The organism is Rhizobium sp. BK376 (genome assembly GCF_004341625.1).
GTDB lineage: Bacteria > Pseudomonadota > Alphaproteobacteria > Rhizobiales > Rhizobiaceae > Rhizobium.
In genome coordinates this window covers 214,994-240,274 of sequence record NZ_SLZG01000007.1, presented here as the reverse complement: position 1 = coordinate 240,274, position 25,281 = coordinate 214,994, and the positions used below count along the sequence as shown (strand labels likewise).

The 25,281-nt window shown below is 59.1% G+C and carries 24 protein-coding genes and 1 pseudogene; 9 read left to right on the top strand and 16 right to left on the bottom strand.

The genetic code is table 11. The annotated features are described in order from the left end of the window. Positions 1–154: 154 nt before the first annotated feature. The 4 genes from EV561_RS19220 to EV561_RS19205 are packed head-to-tail and all read left to right on the top strand — an operon-like array spanning position 155 to position 4,119. On the top strand, positions 155–1,396 hold the full coding sequence (locus EV561_RS19220) for an extracellular solute-binding protein (RefSeq protein WP_132523909.1): 1,242 nt from the start codon (positions 155–157) through the stop codon (positions 1,394–1,396). Then, positions 1,374–2,228, top strand: a complete 855-nt coding sequence (locus EV561_RS19215; protein WP_165927857.1) for an ABC transporter permease — start codon at positions 1,374–1,376, stop codon at positions 2,226–2,228. Before EV561_RS19220 ends, EV561_RS19215 begins: the two co-directional genes overlap by 23 nt. Continuing rightward, positions 2,225–3,034, top strand: coding sequence for an ABC transporter permease subunit (locus tag EV561_RS19210; protein WP_132523907.1), 810 nt, complete (start codon positions 2,225–2,227; stop codon positions 3,032–3,034). Before EV561_RS19215 ends, EV561_RS19210 begins: the two co-directional genes overlap by 4 nt. Beyond that, entirely contained in the window at positions 3,034–4,119 is a 1,086-nt protein-coding gene (locus tag EV561_RS19205) for an ABC transporter ATP-binding protein (protein ID WP_207910559.1), read from the top strand. The genes EV561_RS19210 and EV561_RS19205 overlap by 1 nt, the downstream gene beginning before the upstream one ends. Before the next feature lie 116 nt (positions 4,120–4,235). Here EV561_RS19205 and EV561_RS19200 read toward each other — a convergent pair whose 3' ends face one another. Both EV561_RS19200 and EV561_RS19195 read right to left on the bottom strand, forming a co-directional pair. Continuing rightward, positions 4,236–4,802 carry a cytochrome b gene (locus tag EV561_RS19200; protein WP_132523906.1) on the bottom strand — a complete coding sequence of 189 codons (567 nt, stop codon included), beginning with the start codon at positions 4,800–4,802 and terminating at the stop codon, positions 4,236–4,238. Further along, positions 4,799–5,821, bottom strand: a complete 1,023-nt coding sequence (locus EV561_RS19195) for a catalase family peroxidase (RefSeq protein ID WP_245512742.1) — start codon at positions 5,819–5,821, stop codon at positions 4,799–4,801. The genes EV561_RS19200 and EV561_RS19195 overlap by 4 nt, the downstream gene beginning before the upstream one ends. 293 nt (positions 5,822–6,114) lie before the next feature. On the opposite strand from EV561_RS19195, the gene EV561_RS19190 reads away from it, so the two are divergent. Continuing rightward, on the top strand, positions 6,115–6,369 hold the full coding sequence (locus EV561_RS19190; protein ID WP_245512740.1) for a hypothetical protein: 255 nt from the start codon (positions 6,115–6,117) through the stop codon (positions 6,367–6,369). Between the two features lie 147 nt (positions 6,370–6,516). On the opposite strand, the gene tkt is transcribed toward EV561_RS19190, so the two are convergent. Further along, entirely contained in the window at positions 6,517–8,547 is a 2,031-nt protein-coding gene (gene tkt / locus EV561_RS19185) for a transketolase (RefSeq protein ID WP_132523904.1), read from the bottom strand. A 239-nt stretch (positions 8,548–8,786) separates the two neighbouring features. Here tkt and EV561_RS19180 point away from each other — a divergent pair, with 239 nt between their 5' ends. Together EV561_RS19180 and EV561_RS19175 are read left to right on the top strand one after the other, a co-directional pair. Further along, the gene (locus tag EV561_RS19180) at positions 8,787–9,044 is read left to right on the top strand and encodes a hypothetical protein (RefSeq protein ID WP_132523903.1); all 258 of its coding nucleotides are present in this window, start codon (positions 8,787–8,789) and stop codon (positions 9,042–9,044) included. Between the two features lie 50 nt (positions 9,045–9,094). After that, on the top strand, positions 9,095–9,301 hold the full coding sequence (locus tag EV561_RS19175; RefSeq protein ID WP_132523902.1) for a hypothetical protein: 207 nt from the start codon (positions 9,095–9,097) through the stop codon (positions 9,299–9,301). A gap of 358 nt (positions 9,302–9,659) precedes the next feature. Here EV561_RS19175 and EV561_RS19170 read toward each other — a convergent pair whose 3' ends face one another. The 12 genes and pseudogenes from EV561_RS19170 to EV561_RS19115 all read right to left on the bottom strand — a co-directional run bounded on the left by EV561_RS19170 (position 9,660) and on the right by EV561_RS19115 (position 22,032). Further along, a complete protein-coding gene (locus tag EV561_RS19170) occupies positions 9,660–9,926 on the bottom strand; it encodes a DUF982 domain-containing protein (protein ID WP_132523901.1) in 267 nt (88 codons plus the stop codon). A gap of 176 nt (positions 9,927–10,102) precedes the next feature. Continuing rightward, positions 10,103–11,227 (bottom strand): acyltransferase, encoded by a 1,125-nt coding sequence (locus EV561_RS19165; RefSeq protein WP_132523900.1) that lies wholly within the window; start codon positions 11,225–11,227, stop codon positions 10,103–10,105. A 196-nt stretch (positions 11,228–11,423) separates the two neighbouring features. Further along, positions 11,424–11,757, bottom strand: a pseudogene (locus tag EV561_RS19160) (haloacid dehalogenase-like hydrolase); the annotation flags it as partial. A gap of 173 nt (positions 11,758–11,930) precedes the next feature. Beyond that, positions 11,931–12,896: a formylglycine-generating enzyme family protein gene (locus tag EV561_RS19155; RefSeq protein WP_132523899.1), complete on the bottom strand. Its 966-nt coding sequence runs from the start codon at positions 12,894–12,896 to the stop codon at positions 11,931–11,933. 130 nt (positions 12,897–13,026) lie between these two features. Then, positions 13,027–13,830 (bottom strand): hypothetical protein, encoded by an 804-nt coding sequence (locus EV561_RS19150; protein WP_132523898.1) that lies wholly within the window; start codon positions 13,828–13,830, stop codon positions 13,027–13,029. An 83-nt stretch (positions 13,831–13,913) separates the two neighbouring features. Beyond that, positions 13,914–15,575, bottom strand: coding sequence for an arylsulfatase (locus tag EV561_RS19145; protein ID WP_132523897.1), 1,662 nt, complete (start codon positions 15,573–15,575; stop codon positions 13,914–13,916). Between the two features lie 184 nt (positions 15,576–15,759). Further along, positions 15,760–17,064, bottom strand: coding sequence for a BatD family protein (locus EV561_RS19140; RefSeq protein WP_132523896.1), 1,305 nt, complete (start codon positions 17,062–17,064; stop codon positions 15,760–15,762). Then, on the bottom strand, positions 17,061–18,614 hold the full coding sequence (locus EV561_RS19135; protein ID WP_132523895.1) for a VWA domain-containing protein: 1,554 nt from the start codon (positions 18,612–18,614) through the stop codon (positions 17,061–17,063). The genes EV561_RS19140 and EV561_RS19135 overlap by 4 nt, the downstream gene beginning before the upstream one ends. After that, the gene (locus EV561_RS19130; RefSeq protein WP_132523894.1) at positions 18,611–19,600 is read right to left on the bottom strand and encodes a VWA domain-containing protein; all 990 of its coding nucleotides are present in this window, start codon (positions 19,598–19,600) and stop codon (positions 18,611–18,613) included. Before EV561_RS19130 ends, EV561_RS19135 begins: the two co-directional genes overlap by 4 nt. After that, the gene (locus tag EV561_RS19125) at positions 19,587–20,108 is read right to left on the bottom strand and encodes a DUF4381 domain-containing protein (protein WP_132523893.1); all 522 of its coding nucleotides are present in this window, start codon (positions 20,106–20,108) and stop codon (positions 19,587–19,589) included. Before EV561_RS19125 ends, EV561_RS19130 begins: the two co-directional genes overlap by 14 nt. Beyond that, complete coding sequence (locus EV561_RS19120; RefSeq protein WP_132523892.1) at positions 20,108–21,058, bottom strand: DUF58 domain-containing protein; 951 nt, start codon at positions 21,056–21,058, stop codon at positions 20,108–20,110. Before EV561_RS19120 ends, EV561_RS19125 begins: the two co-directional genes overlap by 1 nt. After that, complete coding sequence (locus EV561_RS19115) at positions 21,055–22,032, bottom strand: MoxR family ATPase (protein WP_132523891.1); 978 nt, start codon at positions 22,030–22,032, stop codon at positions 21,055–21,057. The genes EV561_RS19120 and EV561_RS19115 overlap by 4 nt, the downstream gene beginning before the upstream one ends. A gap of 407 nt (positions 22,033–22,439) precedes the next feature. On the opposite strand from EV561_RS19115, the gene EV561_RS19110 reads away from it, so the two are divergent. Beyond that, positions 22,440–23,855 carry a transporter substrate-binding domain-containing protein gene (locus tag EV561_RS19110; RefSeq protein ID WP_245512738.1) on the top strand — a complete coding sequence of 472 codons (1,416 nt, stop codon included), beginning with the start codon at positions 22,440–22,442 and terminating at the stop codon, positions 23,853–23,855. 34 nt (positions 23,856–23,889) lie between these two features. Here EV561_RS19110 and EV561_RS19105 read toward each other — a convergent pair whose 3' ends face one another. Then, on the bottom strand, positions 23,890–24,105 hold the full coding sequence (locus tag EV561_RS19105; RefSeq protein WP_132523890.1) for a hypothetical protein: 216 nt from the start codon (positions 24,103–24,105) through the stop codon (positions 23,890–23,892). Positions 24,106–24,480: 375 nt separating this feature from the next. Between EV561_RS19105 and EV561_RS19100 the strand changes: the two genes are divergently transcribed. Next, positions 24,481–25,242: a hypothetical protein gene (locus tag EV561_RS19100; protein WP_132523889.1), complete on the top strand. Its 762-nt coding sequence runs from the start codon at positions 24,481–24,483 to the stop codon at positions 25,240–25,242. Positions 25,243–25,281 lie beyond the last annotated feature (39 nt).

Below are 25,281 nucleotides of genomic sequence, written 5' to 3'. Positions count from 1 at the left end.
ATGATCCGGCGCAGATGAGCAATTGCGATCTGAACAAGGCGTCAGCCATGCTCACCATCCTCGCATGCCGGCCAAAGACATAATCAAAGCGAAAACCAGCTTGCTATCGCCTTCTGAGAAGGCGGGTGTCAGGACTACAGAGGGAGAAGAAAAAATGAAACATCATGCATTCTTTCGCCGGAGTCTCGCCGGCACAACCATGTTGTGTGCGGCGGTCGCAATGGCTTTCAGCCTCGCCAGCCTACCACAGAGCGCTGAGGCCGCATCGGCCGACAGCGCTGCAACCAGTGTCTCCGCCTTCGGCGGCATGGACGGGTTGATCGCCGCCGCCAAGAAGGAAGGTGAACTGAACGTCATCGCGCTGCCGCCGGACTGGGCGAATTACGGCGAGATGATCAAGGCCTTCCAGACCAAATACGGCATCAAGGTCAACAGCGCCCAGCCGGACGCGGACAGCCAGGACGAGCTCAACGCCGCAAAACGCCTGCAGGGACAGAACAGGGCGCCTGACGTCTTCGATCTCGGTGTTAACGTCGCCCTGTCGGCCGTACCCACTTTTGCGCCCTATAAGGTCGCCGGATGGGACGACATTGCTGACAACCTCAAGGACCCGAATGGCGCGTGGTTTGCCGATTACGGCGGCTATGCCTCGATCGGCTATGACGCCAAGCAGGTTCCGGCGATCACCAGCGTCGCGGATCTGCTCAAGCCCGAGTTCAAGGGCAAGGTCGCGCTTAACGGCAATCCGACGCGCGCGTCGGCAGGCTTCCATGGTGTGATGATGGCCGCACTCGCAAACGGCGGCTCCGCCGACGACATCGCTCCGGGCGTCGATTTCTTCAAGAAGCTGCACCAGTCCGGCAACATGCTTCCCGTCGATCCGACCCCCGCCACCATTGCCTCCGGGCAGACTCCTGTCGTCATCGACTGGGAATATCTGAACCTGGCGCAATCGAAGACGCTAAAGGGCTCGATCGACTGGAAGGTCGTGGTTCCGCCGGGCGGACCGGTCGGCGCCTACTATGTGCAGGCGATCAACAAGGATGCGCCGCATCCGGCCGCTGCACGCCTTTGGGAGGAATTCCTCTATTCCGACGAAGGCCAGAATATCTGGCTTCAGGGCTTTGCCCGTCCGGTACGCCTCGATGCCATGACCAAAGCAGGCACCGTGGACAAGACTGCGGTCGGCCAGCTTCCGCAGGTTGAAGGAAAGCCTGTCGTCCTGACCCAGGATCAGCTCAAGAAGGCGCAGGATTACCTTAAGGAGCATTGGATCAGGCGGTCCAATGACAGCAGGCAAGCCGCAAACGCGTTTCGCGCTCCCTGGCGGGGGCGCGGCATCCGCGCAAACTGCACCGGCACGGAAGGCGCCGGTGCAGCGCAGCTTCGGCCTTGATCAACTCGGCGTTCTGCCTTTTTTCATTTTTGTTTCGCTGTTCCTCTTCTGGCCGACTGTCGTCGTCGTAAAAGGCGCCTTCCAAACATCCGAAGGCGCCTTCACCCTACACAATCTGATCGATGCGGTTTCCAATCAGAACCTGCGCGTCTTCACGCTGTCGATCATGTTGTCGGCGATAACAGCGGTTGCCGGCGCTGTTCTGGGCGGGATGCTCTCCTGGGCTGTCGCAACCGGCCCACGCCACGGCCTCCTGCGCCGTGCCATCCTTGCAGCATCCGGCACGCTGGCGCAGTTTGGTGGCGTCATGCTGGCATTCGCTTTCCTTGCCACATTCGGCTTCAACGGTTTCATCACGCTATTCCTGAAGCAGCAGATGAGCGTTGATATCTTTGCCTGGGGCCAATGGCTCTATTCGCTCCCGGGCCTAGCGCTGGTCTACACCTATTTCCAGATACCCCTGATGGTCATCGTGTTTCTGCCCGCAATCGAGGGTCTGCGCCCGCAATGGCGCGAAGCCTGCGAGACGCTGGGGGGCGGCAGTCTCGCTTATTGGCGGCATGTCGGGCTGCCCATTCTCTGGCCGTCCTTTGCCGGCGCCACGCTCCTGCTTTTCGCCAATGCTTTTTCCGCTTACTCCACGGCCGCGGCCCTGCTTTCACAGGCCGATCCGCTGGTGACCCTGCGTATCGGAACCTTCCTGACCAGCGAAGTCATGCTGGGCCAGGAAAATCTCGGAGCAGCGCTGGCGTTCGGCATGATCATCATCGTTGTGACAACCACTGTTCTTTACGCGCTGCTCAAGGCCAGAACTAGCCGGTGGCTTGCATGACGAGCATTGATCGAGCGCGCGCGAGAAGGGGCGAAGCGACCCTTCGGCTGGTAATCCTTTTCTCGGTATTGGGCTATCTCCTGCTGCCGATGCTGGCGATGTTCGAATTCTCCACCCGCGGTCCGGGCGGCCAGCGCACATTGGCGGCCTGGGCGGAAATCGGCACAAACCCTGATCTCCTGGGCGCCATCATCCTTCAGCTCGAACTTGCGGCGTTAACAGTGTTGCTGGCGCTGGCCTTGCTGGTGCCAACGATGATCCTGGTGCGGCTGAAACGGCCCGGCCTCAACCGTGTGCTGGAATTCATTTGTCTTTTGCCGCTGACCGTGCCGGCCATTGTTCTCGTCGTCGGGCTTGGGCCGGTCTATGGTCTCGTCGGTCGGTTCGTCAGCGAATCCCCGCTAACGCTCACCTTCATCTACGTCATCCTGGTTCTGCCCTATAATTATCGTGCCATCGCCTCCGGGCTCGATACGCTCGATCTGGTGACCTTGTCCGAGGCGGCGCGCGTCTTCGGCAGTTCCTGGAACGGCGTGATCTGGCGGATCGTCGTACCCAATATCCGCGGCGCTCTGCTTGCCGCCGCGCTTATCTCGGTCGCCCTTGTCCTTGGGGAATTCACGATCTCTTCGCTTCTCAGTTTCGAGACGCTTCAGGTCATCATCAACGAGATCGGCAAGCGCAATGCGAGTGTCGCCGTAGCCGTATCGCTCGCAGCTCTCTGCTTTGCCTTCATGCTGCTGTTCATTCTGTCGTTTGCGGGACAACGTCCCGAAGCTCGGGAAATTCCCGAGAAAGAGGAATAATGATGAATATGTCTCCAGCTCAGCCCGGCAATGATGGGGCCGATGGCGGCGTACCCGTCCAGCTCCTGGATCTTCAGCGGCGGTACGGAAGCATTCGCGCGTTGGACGGATTGAGCCTCGATATCCGTCCCGGCGAGTTGGTCGCGCTGCTTGGCCCCTCCGGTTGCGGCAAGACCACGGCGCTTCGTGCAGTCGCTGGGCTGGAGAAGGTCGACGAAGGCAAGATTATCATCGGAAGCACCGATGTTACGCAACTGGCGACGACCGGCCGCGACATAGGCATGGTCTTTCAAGCCTACAGCCTGTTTCCGCATATGACGGCGCTGGAGAATGTGGCGTTCGGGCTGCGGATGCGCAGGATTGGCGGCGCTGAGAGGAAGCGGATCGCAAACCATTTTCTTGACATCGTTGGCCTTGGAGATCGGGCGGAACGCTATCCGCACCAGCTTTCCGGCGGACAACAGCAGCGTGTCGCCCTCGCGCGTGCGCTCGCTATCCAGCCAAGCGTGCTGCTGCTGGACGAACCCCTTTCTGCACTGGATGCCAAGGTTCGCTCGCAGCTGCGCGACGAAATCCGCAGAATTCAACTGGATTTGCGGACGACGACCTTGTTCGTGACCCACGACCAGGAGGAGGCTATGGCTGCGGCCGATCGCGTCGCGGTCATGCATGCCGGACGGATCGAGCAGATTGCAACTCCGATCGAGCTTTATGAGCGCCCTTGCTCGCAGCGTGTCGCCGAATTTGTCGGTCTTTCCAATCGGCTTCGCTGCGAGGTGCGTGATGGTATGGCAATGGTGCTTGGCTGCACAATTCCCGTGCTCGAAGGCTCCGTTGCCGAGGGTGCGGCGATCGTGCTTGTCAGACCGGAATGTCTCGATCTGGTACCGGATAGAGAGGGCGTGGGCCGGGTGGTCGCAGCAAGCTTCCTCGGCCCTATCGCCCGCGTGCAGGTGAGACTGCATGACGATACCCTGGTGCAGGCACAGGTCGCCAGCGCGGACGTTGCCCGCTTCGGTCACGGCTCAAGCGTGAAGGTTGTCGTGCGGCCGTCACCCGCTCTTGCGGTAGCTCCGCGGACATAACTGAGCGCAGCCATCCAACCGAGACCTGCCAGGGTTAAGCCGCGCCCGGCGCGAGCGATGGTATAGCGTTGACCGAGCCAGCGTAGTCTATTACCGGCCAAGGCACCGCAATTTGATCACTCGCCGGGGACGTGGGTGCTATCGCGGCTGCCCACCGGGGCCATCGCAGCAAACACGCCATCGCGTCTTATGAGGGCGTGGAACAGCGCGGCTGCGACGTGCATCAGGATCAGCGCGAAGAATGCGAAGGCCAGATAGTAATGTGCGTCCCAGAGCAGGGTATGAAGCCGCGGACTTAACGGCAGGATCGGCGGCAGATGGATGCCACCGGCCAAAATTATCGGGTAGGACGCCGCCGACAGCATTCCCCATCCAAGCAGCGGCATTGCGAACATCAGCACATAGAACGCGAGGTGCGACAGATAGGCGGCCAATTTTATGGGTTCCGGTAAATCCTCGGGCAGGGCAGGGGCGCCATAGCGTAGACGCAACAAGAGGCGGACAATTGCCAGGACCAGGATGGCAATGCCAAGCGGCTTATGGATCTGGACCAGCGTGAGGTAGGCTGGTGTGACGGTCGAAACCATCCCGACACCGATAAAGAGCATGGCCAGGATGCAGATCGCCATCAGCCAGTGCAGGAGCCGCTGCGACAGGGTGAAGGTTTGGCGCGTCGTCGTCATTGCGTTACTCCCGAAGCTGTGTGCGGATAATCGGCGGCCTCGGCCGTACGGCTGTTGTAGGATCGTGAATAGGCAGCCGAGCGCGCAGCGGGAAAAGGATCGTCGGATGTCGTAATTCCCGAAGGCAGTATTGTCGGATCGAAATTGATATCGCGGCACGGTCCATCCGCTTCCGCTTCGATCTGCTTCACGATGAGAGTGCCGACCTCGACGGTACGTCGGTCGGAAGGCCAGGCCTTGGTTGGATCGGCGGTGGGATCGCCCGGATTGGCGATTGTGACGGCCATGGTCCAGCGCTGCGGTCCGCTGCGGACACGGTCTGCGATTTCCTGCTCCAGATAGTCGGCCCCGCGCTTGGCCAGTTCATCCGGCGAAATCGCAACGACCTGCGCGGCGGGCACAAACGACCAGCGCACGATCCGATTGGTCCCAGCTGCGTCAGCAAAGGTAAAGCTGTTTAGACTGTTGAACCGGTCTTGCGCATAGCTGGAAGTCCACGGTGCCTTGCCCGCCCAGTCTGCAAAGGCTGCGAACTCGGAATGCTGGCCTACAAAATTCTTCATCGCATCCGGGTCTTTGCTGCCGGAGGCTTCGAGCAGCTGGTAAAAGCCCTGGGGCGTGGAAACCGGGAAGATCGGCGGGTCGATCATAGCCATGCGCCAGACCTCGCCGTTTGGCGTCTTGATCTGGAGACCTAGGCCGCGCACTCGGACGGTTGCGTCTGCTGCTGTGGGGTTCGGCGTCGCGAGGTTAAATCGCCCGAGGACGGGATACTGGCCCGACGCAAATACCTGAGCCTTCGACAGCTCCACTCCGGCGCCGTTCGATTCGAAAATTCCGGTAAAGCAGATACCCTTGGCATGGTTGCGACGATGGCCCAGTGCCGGTCCGTCTGGCGGAGCGAGCGCCGCCACCAGCTTGGCCGGCGTCAGACGATTGGGGGACAGCCATCCGGCAGTATAGACAAAGGCGATGGCGACAATACCGACGATACAACCAATGAGAATAAGGGAAAGCATTGGGTTTCGCGTAGGCGCGGGATCGGGCAGTGACATGTAAACCTCGCTTTACGGGATTTGGCCCGCAGTTGAACGACTTTCACCATCCGCCGACCGGCTCCGGTGCCGGTTTCTCGATGCTCCGGACATCATGCCTGCCAAAGCCGCGCCGTGCACCTCATTTTTATTGACGCCTACAGAGCATCGCCCAACCTCATCCATCGCAGGAACACTCTCGCGAAAGCATCAAGTCCAGCGGCGCTGCCATCATCCCGCCGAACTCTTCCTCCAATGAATCATTGAAGGAGGTTGCGATGCTGGATGGGAATTATAATCGCTACGTGGAACTGACGACCCGGCTGCGTTCGGTCGAGGCGTTCTGCGATTTCCTCGCCCATGGCGGAACAGTCCGCGTGGCAGCGTCCGATAGCGCTCCGTTCACCGACGTGACCTCGGAACTCCTTCAGCGGCAGCGGCGTGAAGCGGACGCCCTCAGGCAAACCAGACGCCACCTGTTCCCAGAGCACGCGGACGAAGACTTCCAACAGACGCTCTATAGCAGTCACTAAAGCATGTCGCGCGAACGTGTGCAGCGGTTTTGCGACAGCGACATGCAAGAACAAAGACCTAAAGTGCGGCAAGCGAATCCTGGGGATCGCGACGCGCTTTAGGGCGTTGGCGGAATTGCCAACGCCGCTATGGAAGGAAGGACGTATTCACTTCAAATTGCTGACCGCCTTCTTGCCGGCGCGCACAACGGCGTCCGTGGTGATGTCGAATTTTTTGTAGACGTCTTCGATTTTCCCGGATGCTCCGAAGCCGTGCATGCCGACGAACTCGCCGTCGAGACCGATGTAGCGATCCCAGGAATCCTGTACGCCCGCCTCGACAGCCACTCTTGCCCGGGTGTCGCCGATGACCTTCTTCTTGTAGGCCGCGTCCTGCCTTTCAAAGGCCAACCGGCACGGCATCGAGACGACAGCGGTCCGGATACCTTCCTTCTGAAGGATGGTACGAGCCTCGACCGCCAGATGCAGTTCGGAGCCGGTGGCGAAGATTGTCAATTGCCGTTCTCCTCCCTCTGCTTCCAGGAGCACGTAGGCACCTTTGGCCGCAAGGTTCTCCGATGCCGAAGTCTTTCGCAGCAGCGGCATCGGCTGGCGCGACAGTGCGATCAAAGCCGCTTCGCTCGGGCTTTCCATGATCGCTTCCCAGCATTCTGCCGTCTCGATCGGGTCACCGGGCCTGTAGACGGCGAGTTGCGGGATGTCCCGCAGCGCACTCAGATGTTCGATGGGTTGATGTGTCGGGCCGTCTTCGCCAAGGCCGATTGAATCGTGCGTCATGACGAAGATGGTGCGGATTTTCATGATCGCGGCAAGCCTGATCGACGGGCGGCAATAGTCCGAGAATGTCAGGAACGTCCCGCCATAAGGAACAAGTCCGCCATGGAGCGACAGGCCGTTCATGGCCGCCGCCATCCCGTGCTCGCGAACGCCATAGTGGATATATGAACCATTGTACTCGCCCGGCTTGATCTCCACCTGGTTCTTTGCCTTGGTGTTGTTCGACGGAGTGAGGTCCGCGGATCCCCCCAGTAGTTCGGGCACGGCATCGAAAAGGTGGTTCAGCACGATGCCGCTTGCCTGACGCGTGGCGAGATCCTTCTCCGAACCAAGCAGCTCTTTCTTCGCCTCGGCGATCGCCGATCGCCAATTGCCCGGAAGCTCGCCTTTCACCCGGCGATCGAACTCGCCTTTCCCGCCGTCTGCGACGCGCTTGGCCCAGGCCGTGCGCTCCGGACGGCCCTTCGCGCCGATTTTCCGCCAGGTGTCGAGAAGGTTCTGCGGGATCTCGAACGGTGGCGACTTCCATCCCAGAATCTCGCGGGCGCCGGCGATCTCCTCTTCGCCGGGGGCGTCGCTGTGTGCTTTCTGGGTCCCGGCTCTTGTGGGAAATCCAAACCCGATGATGGTCTTGCAGTCGATCAAGGAAGGACGGTCGGTAACCTTCTTCGCCTCGATGATGGCGGCGCGGATGGCGTCGGTATCGTGTCCGTCGATCTTCTGGACGTGCCAGTTGGCTGCCTTGAAGCGGGCCGGCTGGTCATCGGATTCGGCGAGGCTTGTCGCACCGTCGATCGAGATCGAGTTATCGTCCCAAAAGGCGATCAGCTTTCCCAGCTTCAAGTGACCGGCCAAGGATATGGCCTCGTGACTGATGCCTTCCATGAGGCAGCCATCACCGAGAAAGACGTAGGTGTGATGATCGACGAGGCCATCACCGAAGGACGCGTTCATGATCCGCTCGCCAAGTGCCATGCCGACCGAATTGGCGATCCCCTGACCCAGCGGTCCGGTCGTCGTTTCGATACCTGTCGCGTGGCGATATTCCGGATGTCCTGCTGTCCGGCTGTCGATCTGCCGGAATCGCTTGATCTCCTCGATCGTCATGTCTTGGTAACCGGTAAGATACAGGAGACTGTAGAGCAGCATCGAGCCGTGACCGTTCGAGATGACGAATCGATCCCGATCGAACCAGTAAGGGTCGGCTGCATCGAATTTCAAGAATTCCGAGAAGAGCACCGTCGCAATGTCCGCCATTCCCATCGGCATGCCGGGGTGACCGCTTTTCGCGGCCTGCACGGCATCCATCGAGAGAAATCGGATGCAGTCCGCCAGGTCCCTCAAATGTTGATCCTTCGGGGCTGGAACGGTCTTACGGGGCTGGTTGGGAGTATCTGACATGATCTCGCTCCTGTTTCTCGGCCGATACATTCTTGGTGCCGGGCGGCCGGACGCCGTTGTCTCGAACTGAAGCTAGGGCGCAGTCTTGAAGAAGGAATATGCGGGCGAGAATTTGCCCAGCTCGGAGAGGACAGTGTTGATCTCGATGCCGAAAAGAGCGGTCCAACCCATTCCACCAAGATCCACTCGGAACTGTTGGATGTCTGAAAGTGTTACCTCGCCATCGAAAGGAGCAGGCCATGCCATTTCCTCCGCCAAAAACCGAAGACTCGCGGCAGCGCTTCGAAGAATTGAGGACGACCGCCAAGGACGCATTGGAAGAAATCATCGCCTCCGCAAACGAAACCGGCTGGGGGACGCAGGAGATCGTCGCCGCGCTGATCGAGGCGGCACAGTCGCTCAAGGACGCCGCCACTGTCGATCCAGATCCGGCAGATGACCCGTCAATTCCCGAGGCCGTTCGCGAGCAGATCGGCCACGGCGAGCAGTTTGACTAGATCGCTACATGCCAGACGGAACGCGCGGACGCGAGCCAGGAGGGGTTACCATGACAGAGAACGACGCACTTCGCCAGGAGATCGCTGCACTCGCCGACGCGGCAGAGGCTGCTCCCGAAACGACGGCCGACCTCAAGTCTTTGGCGGTACAGCTCTGGACCAATTTCGACGAGTTCACGGTCGAGGAACTGGAGGATATCCTGCGCGATGCATGGCGGATCCGCGGATTACCCTTCAATGACAACGCCGGCATCTAGACCAGCAAAAGTGTCTCACGGTTTTGCGTCCGGAATTGCGTCAAATCAAAGAGAAGCGTTCTTGCGATCGTCCCGTGGCTGGCATTGCCGGTTTGCGAAGACGTCCCCATCTCTGTGCCAGGCCTCCAACCTGGAGCACTCGATATGGACGACCTAACCGTGAATGAGCATTCAGCCTCATCAATGATCGAAATATTACCGCCGGAACGATGCGATCACTCCGACGATAAGACACCTTGCCTCTGTTGCGGCCGCTCGCGTTCATTCATGGACGAGGATGGCTGCGGCATCTGCGAGGAATGTCTGGCCCCTTGACGGTGCGAGCCGGAGGCTCTCACCGCCAAGCTTTCACGAGCCGCTAGTGCCTGGTGGGCTTTGCCACGATTTCAAGCTTTGCTTCGAGACAAGCCGCGACAAAGGCCTCCCTGGCTGCACCGAGCGGAGCCTGTCTGTGAGCCGCATGATAGCAGGTTCGCAAGGCGAGCTCGTATTTCTCTCCGTGCTTGACTGGCCATTCGTGTTCCAGGAAATCGGCTGCGTCCTGCGGATTGTCGAAGCGACGTTCCAGCCCGCTTTGCATCCGGACTTGCAATGCCTGTGGCCAAGGCAAGGAAACGGGTTCCATGCTTTTCTCCCTCCAAGAAAACAGCCCCGGAGGAAGCTAAAACTTATCAAGTGATTCTACAACGCGCACCGGATTGTCCGGATCCGGCCGCCCGAAGGTTCAGCTCGTTTCGAACACTTACGGATAGCCCCATCGGAAATGTCTGCTCCAAGCCAATGCGGCTGGCCAATCTCCAATCAGGCTGCACCCCTTGCGGTTGCAACGAAAGAATACTTCTTTCTCATCTGGAGGATCGGCTTCTCGATGAAGTGACATGAGAAGGTTGCGACAGCCATGGCAATGCAGAGCCCGACGATGAACAGTGCAATTGCTCCCATCCTCGTGCCGAGGAAAAGAGTTGGGAAGAGCGTCATCAAGATTTGCAAAAAGGGATCATGGTAAAGGTAGACACCGTAGGAATAGTCTCCCTTCTTGAAGACCGCCGGCAGCTTCATTGGGGTAAGCCCGATGAAAATGGTTATGTAAACCAGCGCCGGAATAACGATGATCCGGTTTGGCACCTGGTAAATTGCTTGGTCTCTGTCGAGGAGAAACACAGCCGCAAGCGCTATCAGAATGCAAGCTACCAGTATCATCCTGTTATAAGGAATGCGGTCGCGCAGCTGGTAGGCAAGAAGGCCGAGCGAGAAGGCCAGAATAAGCTGAGTGCCGCGACTGACGAATAGAAGGTACAAGATCCCTTCAACGGCTTTGGGCGGTATAGAGGCTGTGAACTGGACGACCATCCCGACGACAACATAAGTCACGATGACCACGGCAAGTCTTTTCCAGCTTCGGACGACCGCGGTCAGCATGAAGACCGACATAATGATGTAGCAGCCTATTTCCCAGGGAACAGTCCAGAGCGCACCGTTAACCTGATCACTGGGAAGGTTTCCGAAAACGCCGGGCAGCGTGTAATGTATGTAGCCGAAAATATTCAGAAAATAGCTGTGAAAGTGCCGATCGGAAAAATACGCCTGAAGGCTGACAGTTGTAAAAATTGGTCCAATGATCAGCGCACAGATGACAATATCAACGGCGAGCGCCGGCACAATTCGAAGTCCGCGATTTATCAGAAAGTTCTTTAAGCTGAGGCGCTGTGCAGACCCGCAAATAAGAAATCCGCTCAGCGCAAAGAACATTGGCACCAGCGCATATTCCAGGAACCAAAGCGGGCTGCCTCTAAAGAATTCGTCACTGCCGTTATTGAGGAACGCGTGGGAAAAAACGATTGAGAAGGCCAGGGCTATTCTAAGAAAATCAAAGCCAGGGCCAAAGCCGCGGTAGGAGGTTAGAACACTGCCAAATGTCTTATTCATTGTCTGGCCCCAAAAGTAACATCTAAAATTTGGGGCAAAATTGCACAATGAAATGTCATTGAGTAGGTCGATATTATGAAAAATTACGAAAAGGTTAACTTAGAACCATAATGTCACACCTTTCTCACTCGTCTAAACCGTCGCTATCAATATCACTACCTTTTGATATCTTGGCCGCGGTCCTCGCTACCTGCGGTTACTGTTCGAAGGCAAAGATTTTCTTCCAGTCGGCTTTCATGTCGACGACCAGCCAGTTGCGGTTCTCGGCTTCATCCAGTGCCTTGTCCAGCTTTCCGAAGGCCGATTGCCTGTCATAGGCGTATTCGCGCTGGCCATCGGTGTGGTGGATTATCATGGCGAAACCCGGTTTCGTAGCAGTCACCCAGCGCAACATTTCGTAGTCGCCATCGCAATTGCCGGCGGCGAAGATTCGGCTTGCGCCCGATGAATTTGTTGATGCCGGCAGGCTTGCCGGGCCCGTCGTCGACAAACTCGATTTTCGGCAAACGGTTGAGGACGGGTACGTTACCGTCGCCTTGACGAAATCCATGATGCGCGACTTCGCCGCCGTGTCGTTCCAGGAGGGAAGAGGCTCCTGCGCAAATGCTGAGAAGCCGCCGATGACGGCGAGAAAAATTGCCACCAGCAGGGAGGCGACAACAGTATGGCGACATTGGCAAGCCCCTCCCATCCCGGTTTCTCCTCAGGCCGCCGGCCTTTTCACGCAGCGAAATCCGACGTGGCTGGTGGACGTATCCTCCGGCTCGGCATGCCTGGCAGCCGGGCGGTAACGGCGGCAATAGTTGGGCGCGCAGAGATGCGAGCCGCCTTTCAGCACCCGGCGCGGGATGCGGATTGTGGGCTGGCGAGGGTCGTAGCTGGCGTCGACGTCATCGCCGCGCGGATTGCTCGGAATGCAGCAGGAGTGCTGCGCAGGTTCCGGATGTCGGTCACTCCAATAGTCGGATGTCCATTCCCAGACATTGCCGATCATGTCGTAGAGGCCGTGTCCGTTCGCCGGAAAGGAACGAACCGGCGAGGTGCGTTCCTGACCCTTCGGTTTGGTCGAGTGTGTCGGGAAGGTGCCTTGCCAGGTATTGGCCATCGCCTGCCCGCCGGGCATCAATTCGTCGCCCCATGCGAACTCGGTGTCATCGTTGCCGCCACGGGCGGCAAGCTCCCATTCGGCTTCCGTCGGCAGGTCGAGGCCGGCCCAGCTGGCATAGGCCTTCGCATCGGACCATGCGACGTGGACTACGGGATGATCGAGCTTGCCGCGCAGGTCGCTCAAACCGCCAAGCGGGCGGCGCCAGTTTGCACCGAACTTGAAATTCCACCATTGACGAATGTCAGGTCCATCGATGACCTTGGGCTGATGGAAAACGAGCGAACCCGCTCTTAGCATTTCCGGGCGAGCACCCGGATAATCCTTTGCCTCAGGCGCCTTTTCAGCGACCGTCACGTGGCCGGTCGCCTTGACGAATTCCATGAAGCTGCGGTTTGTGACCGGCGTCTCATCGATCCAGAAGCCGTCGACGCTGACCCGATGGGCCGGCGCTTCTTCCGGATAGTGACGGTCAGATCCCATGGTGAAGGTGCGGCCGGGGATCCATATCATACCCCTGTGCGCCGCAGGCGAGCTTTCCGTTTCCTCGAATGCCAAACCCATGGCAGCCTCCGTTCGGTCGGAATGCAACAATGACGTTTCAGACATCGCTCGGTAAGTACGTTACGGTAAATATAGGCTCCTTTATGCAAGCCCGGCGAGAGGCAACGCTCATCGGGGTGGGCCAGTACAATCAGTTGGCGCCAGTGCTTTCGAAGCCTTTGAAGGTTTGCAGTGTCCAGTCATACACGGAGGTATCCGTCCGAAAGCTTCCCACTCGTGCGGATGCCAGGTCCAGGATATTCACCACGACCGCCGTCCAGACTATCGTCAGAAGCACGATCAGAAGCCGGACCGGCTTTCCCCTTAGGCCGAACTGATAGCCGAGGGCGGCCATGCTGAGATGCATGACGCCGACAAGCAGCCAGAAGATCTGCCGAGGGAGACGTATGCCCAGTGCAAACCTTTCGGCCGTGCCGGCATCGAAAGTCTCGTTGACGGAAGACATCAGTGCAGCCGAAACGGGATCCGGCCGCTCACGCACCAACGAAGAAACACGGCTCCAGATCGATTTCTGCAAGTCGGTGGTCTGCTGGTTCGTCTGAGCCATGACTGTCTTGTCACGGCCTTCCCGTACGAAGTCCTCCCGAACCTTCGCGTAGTCTTCAAGTAGTTGTGCGATCTCCTCGGCCTGAGGAGTACCGATGGCTTTTGCGCGAAGCCAGGCCGTGCCGATCGCATTGGCCTCCGTCAAGGTGCCATGGCGCCGCTCGTTGAACCGGGCAGTGGAATAGGAAAGCGTCAAAGCGAGCACGAAAGCCAGCAGTGCAAGCATGCCACCAACCACGACGCCCACGCTTTCGGCCTGTCCGGCCGCTCGCACCCTGATCTGGTATCCTATGCGGTAGCCGATCTCATGTGCGATAAGTTGGCTTGCAAGCAGCAGGATGGCGAATGCGAGTTCGCTACGCTCGGCGAGATTAACTGCGAGTTCCATTGGGTCCCTCGGTCGGCCGTAGGGCGAACTCGGAGCCGCGCAGATGTTACCATCCGTTGGCCGCGGCTCCGAGTGGGAGGAAATCACTGAGGCGCGAGACGCTCCAGTTCGTTCAGGCGATTAAGTGCAGCCTGCTGGCGGAGCAGGCCGTAGTTGATCCCGGCCGCATTCAGCGAACTGCCTTCCTGATAGGGGAACTGGTTGAAATCCGAGAAGAATTCCTTGATCTTTCCCTGGATGGGAACAAGAAGCCAAATGTTCCTGGCAAGGAACTCGGTTGCTCCACCTCCTTCGTCCATTCCTCGTTCGTAGGGGTCCATTCGCAAGTTGGCGATCAGAGCCCAGCTTGGCACTTCTCTGGTCGCGGTTGCGATGTTGCCATGACTGGCTATGGCGAAGCTCAGCTTCCAGTCATTCCACCGAATGGCGTTGAGATTGCCGCCCTGGTCGAAATAGTAGACGGTGTCGCGGGGACCGCTTGTCGCCGACCCCTGCAGGAATGGCATGAGATCATAGCCATCCAGGTGAACCTTGAACTCCTTTGCCCCGGATTTGAAACCGCTCTTCATCTGTCCCTTGAGGTCGTCGATGCCTGCGGCGCTCGCAAATGTCGGCATCCAGTCCATCAAGGTGACGATGTCGTTGATCTGTGTTCCCGGTTTGACGACGCCTGGCCAACGAACCACCATGGGAATGCGGAAGCCACCTTCCCAAGTCGTGCCTTTCTCACCATGGAACGGCGTCATTGCACCATCTGGCCACAATGCAATCTCCGCGCCGTTGTCGGTCGTGTAGAGAACGATCGTATTGTCGGCGATGCCAAGGGAATCCAGCTGATCGAGAAGCTGGCCGACGTGACCGTCATGTTCCACCATGCCGTCAGCCTCGATACCTTTGCCGGTCTTGCCCAGCGACTCCTTCTTGAGATGCGTGAAGATGTGCATGCGGGTCGAATTGAACCAGACGAAGAACGGCTTGTCCGCCTTGTGCTGTCGATCGATGAAATCCTTCGCCGCTGCGAGGAATTCCTCGTCGATTGTTTCCATACGCTTCGTCGTCAAAGCTCCGGTATCTTCGATCTTGCCATCAGCTGTGGAGTGAATGACGCCGCGCGGGCCATATTGCCTGCGGAACGCTGGATCCTTCGGATAGAAATACCCTTCGGGCTCTTCTTCGGCATTGAGGTGATACAGATTGCCGAAGAACTCGTCGAAGCCGTGGTTGGTTGGCAGGTGTTCATCGTGGTCGCCGAGATGGTTCTTGCCGAACTGACCCGTCGCATAGCCCTTGGTCTTCATGACATCGGCGATCGTAGGCATCCAGTCCTGGATTCCATGCGGATCGCCCGGCATGCCGATTGTCAGCAACCCGGTGCGGAACGGCTCCTGTCCGAGGATGAAGGACGCCCGGCCCGCTGTGCAACTCTGCTGGCCGTAGGAGTCGGTGAAGATTGCGCCTTCCCTCGCGATACGGTCGATATTGGGGGTGCGATAGCCCATGAGACCCATCGTATAGGCACTGATCTGGGGTATGCCGATGTCATCGCCGAATATGACGAGAATGTTAGGCGGCTTTCCACTTCCGCTGCTCTGGGAAGACTGCGTCGTCTGTTGGGCCTGGGCGCTGGCAGACTCCGCGGTGGCGGCGACAGCAAGTGCGGTAAGTGCGAGTGAACTGCCGCCAAGCAGGAGGTCGCGACGGCTGACAGAGGGCTGGTTGACCGGCTTTTCAGTTTCTTCCGTCATCGGAAATTACTCCTCAGTGTTGAAACATGACCTCTCAAGTGGTGTCGCAAACTCCGTAAATGTGGAAGTACGCAACGGTAAATGCAGACGTAAAAGCAGGTTGGCGGGACGTTGATGACCATAGGTGAGGGCTGTTGCTCAGCCGTATCGCTGCCGAGGTCCGGGAAGCCCGAAGCGATAGCCATTACAGCTCGATAACAGAACCCGCGGCAGTCGGATTGAGTGGCGGAAGTGCCGAGCTCGTATGGGAGATGACGGGGGGGCGGAAGTCGACCTCCGCCGTAAGCTTGTTGCGATCGAGTTCCTGCTGACTGGAGTGAAACAGCCTCCGGGAAAGAAGCTCGACCTGGCGCCTCAGATCATCCGATCCGTCGCAGGCCCACTCGTCGAGTGTTCTATATCCAAGGCTCCGGCTCCAGACATGGAGTCCTGAGTAGATTTCTCTCTCATTGCCGGCGCGGATTGTTTGCTGAAGCATTTTGAGGCGATGGCCCCGGGAGGCCAAGCGACGCATCCGCGCGTCGCGGAACTTGCTAATGATGGCCGCGGGAAACTCGCGGCCGATCCAGGCAAGGCCGAGCAAAGCCAGGGCCGCGAGGATGCAAGCAGCCACAATCTTGCGATGCACCCACGGGCTCTCGACCTTCGCCTTTTCCAGCATTGGCTTGATCGCTGTTTCCGAAACAGCCGCGGCAACGGTAACCCGTATGGATGGAAGGTTGGAGGTCTTTGCTTCGTGGTGCGCAACGTCGAACCACGGGTAGGCAACCGCCGGGATCACGAACGAGCCATCCTTGTCGGCGGTGTAGACATAGGTTTCGGTTCGCCGGCTGGCTGTCGCTCGTCCGATCGATATGCCGTCTTCGATTTTGGGCGCCTTCGCATATTGATGAAGGCCCGGGGCCGTTCCAACGGCCACCGGCGGCATTATCATTGCCTGCGTATCTTTCGCCGTCACGACGATTGTTCGAACTACGGCGTCGCCGACCTTCAGCGAGTGGATTTCGCGATCGAATGACTGCTCGATTGCAAGATCGTTGGCGGCGAAGGAGATGGCCCCTCCGGTCGCTGAAGCCGGCGCCGTCGCAGTGAAGGATACGGAAGGTACCTTGACGGTTGCCTTCGTCCGCTTCCCGTCGACGGCGTAGCCTAGTTCAACATCGATCTCAGGTATGACAAACGTACCGGCAACCTGAGGAACGACCGCATATGCCCGGCGAATTCCCGAATAGCTCACTCCATCCACAGTCTGCGTAAGATTGTCCGCCCTTTCCTCGGGAAGCGTAACCAGCGCGTTGGGAACGTCGAAAGGCGGGAATTGTGGGGGCGAGGTAAAGAAGTCCGGAACGAAGATATCAACGTCGACACGCACCTGCTGTCCGGGCACGATCCCTTTCTCGTTCTCGACGCTGGCCCGCGCGAAAGGCTCGGCTGACCATGCGGCCGCAGGGGCAATCAACGACAGCGCAACGAGCATGACTTTTCTCATTGCTTCGTCTTTCCCGCTTCGATCGAAAATTTTCGAGCCATAAGATCCGCAGGACTGACCTGGATGTTCTTCATCCAGGTCTCCGACGTCTGCTGGACAACGTCGATCTCTCCGGCTTTCCCCTTCTTTCCCTTATTGTCGAACTGGACACTGTCAGCCTTCTCGTTAGGATCCTGCTGCTGTTCCTGTTCCTTGTCCTGCTCTTGCTTCAGAAGTCGTTGTGCGATCACCAGATTTGCGGTGGCATCCGGCCAGTCACTCCGTCCTTTCAAAGCCCTGTTGTAAGCAGCGATTGCCTCCTCGAATTCGCCCAGATGCAACAGTGCATTTCCCTGATTGTACCAGCTCTCCGGCGTGTCGACGTTCGCGAACGCATCGAGGGCATCCTGGTAGCGGGTTGCCCGATAGAGCGCGACGCCCTTCCACATCGGGTCGCGGAAGAGCTCGGATGCCGCCGCATAGTCCCCATGCTCGAAGGCGATGCGGCCCTGCTGATCGGCCGTCAGCCACATATCTGCCAATTCTCCGGCTTGGGACGGGCAGGGCGCGATAATCCGCAGAACCAGAAGCAGGCAGGCCACCTTGACGACCCAGCCGCGCCGGAACGAAAGGGCAAACAGAAACGCGGCGGGGACAATCAGCCACCATCCGAGGTCATGCCATCGGTCGCCCTCGGAAGCATTCTGCTGTGCGAAGTTGGTTTGCACGCGCTCAGCCAGCCATCGGACATCGGTGTCGTCATCGGTGATGGTCGCGACATCAGCACCTGTATCGCTGCCGAATTGCTTCAAGGCGTCAACATCCAGCTTGGCGCTCAGGTGGCCTCCTCCTGAATCCTGGAGAAAGCCTCCCCCGGTCTGTTTGACCACCCCGCCTGCCGTCGTCCCGACACCGAGCACGACCAGACGGCTGACGATATCCGATGCCGCCGTTGCTGCACCGGATTCAATGCCATCCGTGAGCAAGACGATCGTGCCCGCCGTTCCATCGCGCGTCAGCAGCCCGTCCGCCAGCGTGAGTGCCGCGGCCGTATCCTTCCCCGGCTTGGGCATGATGCGTGTTGCAAGCGCATCCGTGTAGGTTTCGATCAGTTCGATATCGTCGGTGAGAGGCACGACCAGGTGCGCCGTGCCCGCATAGGCGATCACAGCGGTCCGTGCTCCATTCCGCGTCGACAGGATGTCGTGGATTTTCAGCTTTACCCGTTCGATCCGGCTCGGGGATATGTCGACGGCATCCATCGTGGGGGACAGATCGACGGCTATGACCAACGAGGCTGTATCCGAGACGAACGGCGGGGATTCGCGTTTCCAGGTTGGACCGGCAGCCCCCAGCACGGCAATCGCGAGCATGGCGGCGAGCATCCGGGCTGGACGAGTGTGGCTTACACGATCAGGCTCGATAACAAGGCCGTCGAGCAGATGCGGTGCGATCATCGTCCTCCAGCGACGGCGAATATCGCCTGACCGCGATGCCAGCCACAGGATTACTGGAGGGACGAGCAAGCCGAGAAGCCACAAGGGTCGCAGGAAATGGAAGTCCGTGATCATGCCGAACGCCTCCTGTTAAGGAGACAACTCAGCCCAATAAAGCCATACCAGACCGTCAGGACGACGATCGAGGCGCCAAGCGGCCAATAGAACAGTTCCCTGCGTGGCCGCCAGGAGAGGCTCTTCTGGTCCTCGGGCGTGATCCTGTCGATCTCCTCGTAGATTGCCGCGAGCGCTGTCTGGCCGCCGCCGAAGAAATATCGGCCGCCGGTCTCTGTGGCGATCTTTTGAAGCGTGGCGGTATCCAGCTTGTCCTCGCCGGTTGCCGAGGGGTCACCGATGCCGATGGCATGAATGACGATGCCCTTTCCCTTGGCGATCTCGGCGGCTTTGAGGGGCGGCATCTTGCTGGCCGTGTCGTTACCGTCCGTCAGCAGTATCAGCACCTTCTGCGGCACCGATGTCTTTTCGAACATGCGGACGGCAAGGCCAAGAGAATCGCCGAGAGCGGTCCGTGGTCCGGCAATCCCCGGAACCAGCCCTTCGACGAGGGTTTGAACGAGCGGATGGTCCATGGTGAAAGGAGCGAGCGGGTAGGGTGCGTCGCCGATCGCAATCAGCCCGAGCCGATCTTTCGACCGTTTCGAGACGAAGTCGGAAACGACGGTTCTGACCGCATCCAGCCTGGTCAGGATCGTACCATCCGGAGCGGCAAAGTCTCGCGTCTCCATTGATTGCGAAAGATCGAGCGCAAGCAGGATATCCCGCTGTGGCTCCAGCTTCTCAAGCGGTGGTTCGACGAACTGCGGACGCGCGAGCGCCAGGACGATGAGACACCATGCGATCCCTTCCATGATCGTCTGCGGCCAGGATCGTTTCGGTATCACCGAACCCTCGGTGGGCTCGATGCCGGCAGCGCGCGCCACTTGATCGAAAAAGGGCAGGCGGATCGAAGCGGAGGCTTCCCGGTGCGGGGGTATCAACCACCATGCCAACAGGGGGACCGGCAAAAGCAGGAGAAGCCACGGGAAATCAAGTTGATACATGATGTCCCTCAATCCAGCTGCGCGCCTCCCGAACCAGCTCATCCGCCTCCGCAGGTGGCAAGTCCCTTACCGCGTTGGCCCTTCGATATTCGCCGTCATCGAGCAAACGCCGGAGCGCGGCGCCGGTGCTTTCTTTCTGCGAAGTGTCGAGGAAATGAATCCAGCTCGGACCGCTGGCCTGGGCGATCCTCTCCCGTGGCCAGGCGGCCAGCGCGGTCCGTTTCAGTATTTCGCCAAGTTCATGCAGCGCGTTGCCGCCGCTCTCGGGCTGGCGCAGTTTCGCGTCGATATCCTCAAGCAACCGCAGCGCCTCGTGGCGGTAGGCGTTGCGGCGATAGCGGCGCATGGCCAGAGCGAGCCAGATCAAAAGCGCCAGGGCCAAAAGGACGGCGAGCAGAGCCCATCCCCAGGTCTGAGGCATCCAGGAGACCGGCGGCGGCACCGCGATATCCTTCATGGAGCGCAGGGCTATTTCGGTGATGGGATCAAGCTTGGCCTGTGGTTCCATCAGCGCCTCCGTTGCCGCCAGGCCGATTGCTCGAGCAGGCGGCGCAACTGTGGAGCCGTTTCCTCCGCCGCAGATACCGGCAGCATCGGCAGGCCGAGTTCGCGCTGCCACGACATCAGTTCCCGTCCTCTGTCGCGCGCAAAGCGGTCGACGGCGTCGCGCATGGGACCATGGGCAAGAAGGAGTTCAGCCTGCAGGCCACCCTTGCTGACGACGATGTCCCCCGATTTCGGCAGTTCAAGCAGGAAGGGGTCGTAAACGAGAAGGCAGATGACATCGTTGCCGCCCGACATCTGCAGCAGGATGTCGCGTGTCACTGCACCGTGACCATCGAAATCGCTGACGACAACGATCAGGTGGTCGTGATGCGCCACCGCGGAAACGCGGTGAAGCACTTCATCCAGCCGCCCCGGTGCGGGCGTTCCGGCATAGGCAGCATTGAGGGCGAGATTTTTTTCGGAAATGCGGTTCGCGAGCGCGATGACGGCGTTTCGGCTGCGATGAGGCTTCACTTCGCTGATGCCTTCGTCATCGAAAACGAAGCCGCCGACACGGTCGCCGGAACCGAGAATGCGCCAGGCACAGAGCATGGCCGCCTCCGCCGCCGCCACTGATTTCATCGATCTCCGGCTGCCGAAGAACATGTTGATCCGCTGGTCGACAAGGATCAGCGCAGGCCGCTCCTTTTCCTCTGCGTAGACACGGACGACCGGCCTTGTCGTGCGGGCTGTGACACGCCAGTCGATCGAACGGATGTCATCGCCCGGAAGATATTCGCGCAGCTCCTCGAATATCAGGCCTCTCCCCCTGAGCGACGATTGCATGCGCCCGGCGAGCTGCTGATGGCTGCGCGCCTTCTGAACGAAGGAGAGATCACGCGCTCGGCCTTCGAGCGCGACCAGCTCATTGGTCGTAACGTGAACGCCACCGGTCCCAGCCGCGCCGCTCATGAGACGGCTACCAGCTCGGTGATCCGATCGATCACATGGTCGGCACTGGCGTTGGAGGCGTGGGCTTCATAAGAGAGGATAAGGCGATGGCGGAAGACGTCGTTGACGATCGCCTTGACATCATCGGGGGTGACATAGTCGCGGCCCTTCAACCAGGCATAGGCGCGCGATACCTTGTCGAGGCCGATGACGCCGCGGGGACTGACACCAACCTGCAGCAGCTTGGCGAGGTCCTTGTCGTATCTGTCCGGATAGCGCGTGGCGAAGACAAGGGCGACCATGTACTTCTCGACAGGGTCTGACACGGCGACAGCACCTATCTCCTTGCGGGCGTCGAAGACGGCCTGCGGGTTCATCTTCAGTGGCTGCTCCGTCTTTGCGCCGCCATGCGTCTCATTCTCCTCGTTGCGGTTCAGCCGCATGATCGATGCCTCCGACGCTTCATCGGGATAGCCGACCTCGACGTGCATCAGAAAGCGGTCGAGCTGCGCCTCGGGCAGGGGATAGGTGCCTTCCTGCTCGATAGGGTTCTGGGTCGCCATGACCATGAAGAGAGGCGGAAGCGGATAACTCTTGCCCCCGACGGTTACCTGGCGCTCCTCCATGGCTTCCAGCAGGGCGGATTGCACTTTAGCGGGCGCGCGGTTGATTTCGTCGGCGAGGATCAGGTTGGCGAAGATCGGTCCCTGCTGGAACTTGAACTCACCCTTGCCGCCCTCCGAGAAATAGATCTCGGAGCCCGTGATGTCGGCCGGCAGCAGATCTGGGGTGAACTGAACGCGTGAAAGCTGGGAATCAAGATTTTTTGCCAGGCTCTTGATCGCCCTGGTCTTTGCAAGGCCCGGCAGCCCCTCCACCAGCAGGTGGCCATTTGCCAGAAGGCCGAGCAGCAGCCGTTCGACCATTGCCTCCTGACCGATGATCGACTGGCCGATGCGTTTGCCCAAATCGAGAATATCGTCTCGTGCCGCCATGGAGCTCACCTTTCCGGACCTCAGTCGATCGATGAAGCTTTCCTCGTTTTTGGTGCTTGAAGAAGTACGTTACGGTAAATCGAGCCACTGCCGGCCGTAAATTCCGGAGCGATGGAGCACCATGGAGGCTCGAACAACGGCTGATGCCGCATTAACGCTGAGATTTACCGTAACGTACTTATTCGAAGAAACGCTTTGTGGTTCGCTGCTGCTCACTCGCACTGGAGCAGGCGATGCTACATATTCCGGCAACGAGAATTTCATTTAGGGAGCCCGGGCACGCCAGGGTATCAGCAAGCCCCGATCAATTCGAGCGGCACCCCGTGCCGGTACAGGCCCGACGAACCTCAATCCTTTCGCTCCTCAGTGTTTTTGGTGAAATTTGTACGATCTTGACGGCGTTCCTGATGTCGCTGGCGCTCGTCATTTCAGTATGCTCGGCGCCGCCTGCCGTCGCCGCAAATGACAAGCCGGCTCTGATCGAAAAGCATGTGATCGATCTCGATGAGATGCTGCAACGGCGCATCGTGCGGGTGCTCGTCCCTTACAGCAAGACGATCTATTTCATCGACAAGGGGCGACAGTTCGGCACTGCGGTTGATTTTGGCCTGGCACTGGAGAAATACCTCAACAAGGATCGCCCCAAACAGATCGACCACGTCCACGTGGTGTTCGTGCCGACGCCACGCGACAAATTGCTCAGCAGGCTGAATGAGGGCTTCGGCGACATCGTCATGGCCAACCTGACCATCACCGACGAGCGGCTGAAAGAGGTGGACTTCACCGATCCGTTATATGAGAACGCCGAGGAAGTGCTTGTCGCCGCGCCTAATAGCCCGATGGTGTCCAGCCTCGACAATCTGGAAGGCAAGCACGTCGCTGTCCGCGCCTCAAGCAGCTACTATGAACATCTCCTGGCCCACAACCAGTCACTCGCTGCCTCGGGCAAGCCTCAAATCGGCATCGACCTCATGGATGAAAACCTCGAGGACGAAGACCTGATGGAGATGGTCAACGCCGAATTGCTGCCGTTCACAATCGTCGATGCTTACAAAGCGGATATCTGGTCGCACATCTTCACCCGGATCAAGGTCCGCCGCGACGTCGTCCTGGCCTCCGAGGGCAAGATCGCCTGGGCGGTCCGGAAGAGCAGTCCGAAATTGAAGGCAGAGTTGAACAGCTTTGTCGCAACGCACAAGGTCGGCACGACCTTTGGAAACATTCTCAGGAGGACCTTTTACCAGCAGGACAAGATCGTCAAAAGAGCTTACGCGCCTGCAGATGCAGCACGGTTTCAGCATTTGGTTGAGATTTTTCGAAAGTACGGTACGAGCTATTCCTTCGATTATCTGATGCTGATGGCCCAAGGCTATCAGGAGTCGCAACTTGATCAGTCGAAGCGGTCTCCCCGTGGAGCCGTCGGAATTATGCAGATGTTGCCGGCCACGGCCCGTGACAAGGTCATAGGCATCAAGGGGATCGACAAGGACCCCGAGCGAAATGTCGAAGCAGGCGCAAAATATCTCCGCTATCTGATCGATACTTATATCGACGACGAGGGATTGCAGCCGAAGGACCGGCAGCTCTTCGCTTTCGCTGCTTATAATGCTGGTCCTGGAAATCTTAGGAAATTTCGCGAAAAGGCCAGCGCCATGGGTCTCGACCCCAATGTCTGGTTCGGCAATGTCGAGAATGGCGCCGCGGCGATTGTCGGCCGGGAAACCGTCCAATATGTCAGCAACATCTATAAATACTACGTCGCGTACAGCCTGCTTTCAAAACGGATGGAGCCGTCAGCCCAGGAAACAAAGCAGGTTCAGTGACGCGCGGCGATGGATTGCGGTTCGTGGAATACGCCTAATGCACAGACGTCGTGGTGACCGGATCCTTCTCAGGGTCGGAGGATGTCACCAGAGTGGCGCCGGCGACAGCTATGATCAGGATCGCGCCGAGAACAAGCCATGGTCGCTTTGATTTTGCGCGTGGAGTCGAATTCCAGTCGCGTTGGAAACCAAATTCGCGGCGATCCTCCGAGACGGAAGCGAATAGCCCGTCGTTTGTCTCATCTTTCATGACCAGTCCTCCCTTTCCGGGAAACGCTGATCTCCAGTGTAGCTGGGGCCATAAAGGATGTGCATCTTACAAATGCGTAATTCTTCACATGTGTTCGCAACTGGTTAAGTTTTACACGCTTATCGGGCGAGTTGTTCGATTATGACGCGTATTTCCCGATTATTTACCAAACTTTCTTTCCCTTTGATATCAATGGGTTTGGTTCGTTTGTTTATGAAACTTTTCTAATGTGCCCACGTTATCGGACTTATCACGATGGACGATCTCAGGTTGTCCATTTGTCGATATGAGGGTGCGCACCTTCTCTGAGCATCGTATCCGCCGTCGCCGGTAGCTTACTCCGCGCGGCGGCTCTAACGACAACGGAGGAGTGTCATGCAAAATCTGTCTCGAAATCTCTCTCTTGCCATCCTACTGTCCGCCTGTGCGGCAATCGTCATACCCGCCCAAGCACAGCAGGCCAGCAGCGGCGGCGGCCTGGGTGTCGGCGCGTCGGTGGGGCGCAGCAGCTCCGGTGGCCTTGGCGTGGGGGTGGGCGCTTCACTGGGTGGCTCGTCGGGCGTCAACGCAGGCGTCGGCGCGGATGTGGGCGGCAGCAACGGCACAAAGGCCGGAGTTAGCGCCTCGGCCGGTGGTTCCGGCGGCCTTAACGCCGGCGTCGGCGCATCGCTCGGGGGAGGTAACGGCGTGAGTGCCGGTGCGAACGCCTCGCTTGGCGGTGGCAATGGTGTCAATGCCGGCCTCGGCGCGTCGGTGGGCCGCGGTGGTATCGATGCTGGAACGACGGCATCTGTCGGCGGCCGCAACGGCCTCAACGCCAATGTAGGCGCATCTGTCGGTGGTGGTGGCGGCACCGGGGCAAGCCTTGGCCTCGGCATCGGAAGCGGTGGAACAGGCACAACTCCCGGGACCGGAACGGCCGGTGGGACAGGCACAGCTCCAGGAACAGGCGCTGCCGCCGGCAGCGGAACGGACTTCAGCCCCGACGCAACCAACAGGGCGATCGTCGCCTTTGATCGGATGTCTTCCGCTCAACGGCAGAAGATGCTGACCCGCTGCAAGGATGTAGCAGCCGGCGGATATGACGCTGGCCTGGCTGGCCTTTGCAAGATTCTCGGCCAGATGGCGGCTCGCTGAGTCCCATCCAGAAAACAAAAGCGCCGGTTTGCGAACCGG

What these genes read in the sequence shown, in the direction of transcription:
- EV561_RS19220 (WP_132523909.1), top strand. Translation starts at nt 155, where the DNA reads ATGAAACATCATGCATTCTTTCGCCGGAGTCTCGCCGGCACAACCATG.
- EV561_RS19210 (WP_132523907.1), top strand. Translation starts at nt 2,225, where the DNA reads ATGACGAGCATTGATCGAGCGCGCGCGAGAAGGGGCGAAGCGACCCTT.
- EV561_RS19205 (WP_207910559.1), top strand. Translation starts at nt 3,034, where the DNA reads ATGATGAATATGTCTCCAGCTCAGCCCGGCAATGATGGGGCCGATGGC.
- EV561_RS19200 (WP_132523906.1), bottom strand. Translation starts at nt 4,802, where the DNA reads ATGACGACGACGCGCCAAACCTTCACCCTGTCGCAGCGGCTCCTGCAC.
- EV561_RS19195 (WP_245512742.1), bottom strand. Translation starts at nt 5,821, where the DNA reads ATGCTTTCCCTTATTCTCATTGGTTGTATCGTCGGTATTGTCGCCATC.
- EV561_RS19190 (WP_245512740.1), top strand. Translation starts at nt 6,115, where the DNA reads ATGCTGGATGGGAATTATAATCGCTACGTGGAACTGACGACCCGGCTG.
- tkt (WP_132523904.1), bottom strand. Translation starts at nt 8,547, where the DNA reads ATGTCAGATACTCCCAACCAGCCCCGTAAGACCGTTCCAGCCCCGAAG.
- EV561_RS19180 (WP_132523903.1), top strand. Translation starts at nt 8,787, where the DNA reads ATGCCATTTCCTCCGCCAAAAACCGAAGACTCGCGGCAGCGCTTCGAA.
- EV561_RS19175 (WP_132523902.1), top strand. Translation starts at nt 9,095, where the DNA reads ATGACAGAGAACGACGCACTTCGCCAGGAGATCGCTGCACTCGCCGAC.
- EV561_RS19170 (WP_132523901.1), bottom strand. Translation starts at nt 9,926, where the DNA reads ATGGAACCCGTTTCCTTGCCTTGGCCACAGGCATTGCAAGTCCGGATG.
- EV561_RS19165 (WP_132523900.1), bottom strand. Translation starts at nt 11,227, where the DNA reads ATGAATAAGACATTTGGCAGTGTTCTAACCTCCTACCGCGGCTTTGGC.
- EV561_RS19155 (WP_132523899.1), bottom strand. Translation starts at nt 12,896, where the DNA reads ATGGGTTTGGCATTCGAGGAAACGGAAAGCTCGCCTGCGGCGCACAGG.
- EV561_RS19150 (WP_132523898.1), bottom strand. Translation starts at nt 13,830, where the DNA reads ATGGAACTCGCAGTTAATCTCGCCGAGCGTAGCGAACTCGCATTCGCC.
- EV561_RS19145 (WP_132523897.1), bottom strand. Translation starts at nt 15,575, where the DNA reads ATGACGGAAGAAACTGAAAAGCCGGTCAACCAGCCCTCTGTCAGCCGT.
- EV561_RS19140 (WP_132523896.1), bottom strand. Translation starts at nt 17,064, where the DNA reads ATGAGAAAAGTCATGCTCGTTGCGCTGTCGTTGATTGCCCCTGCGGCC.
- EV561_RS19135 (WP_132523895.1), bottom strand. Translation starts at nt 18,614, where the DNA reads ATGATCACGGACTTCCATTTCCTGCGACCCTTGTGGCTTCTCGGCTTG.
- EV561_RS19130 (WP_132523894.1), bottom strand. Translation starts at nt 19,600, where the DNA reads ATGTATCAACTTGATTTCCCGTGGCTTCTCCTGCTTTTGCCGGTCCCC.
- EV561_RS19125 (WP_132523893.1), bottom strand. Translation starts at nt 20,108, where the DNA reads ATGGAACCACAGGCCAAGCTTGATCCCATCACCGAAATAGCCCTGCGC.
- EV561_RS19120 (WP_132523892.1), bottom strand. Translation starts at nt 21,058, where the DNA reads ATGAGCGGCGCGGCTGGGACCGGTGGCGTTCACGTTACGACCAATGAG.
- EV561_RS19115 (WP_132523891.1), bottom strand. Translation starts at nt 22,032, where the DNA reads ATGGCGGCACGAGACGATATTCTCGATTTGGGCAAACGCATCGGCCAG.
- EV561_RS19110 (WP_245512738.1), top strand. Translation starts at nt 22,440, where the DNA reads ATGTCGCTGGCGCTCGTCATTTCAGTATGCTCGGCGCCGCCTGCCGTC.
- EV561_RS19105 (WP_132523890.1), bottom strand. Translation starts at nt 24,105, where the DNA reads ATGAAAGATGAGACAAACGACGGGCTATTCGCTTCCGTCTCGGAGGAT.
- EV561_RS19100 (WP_132523889.1), top strand. Translation starts at nt 24,481, where the DNA reads ATGCAAAATCTGTCTCGAAATCTCTCTCTTGCCATCCTACTGTCCGCC.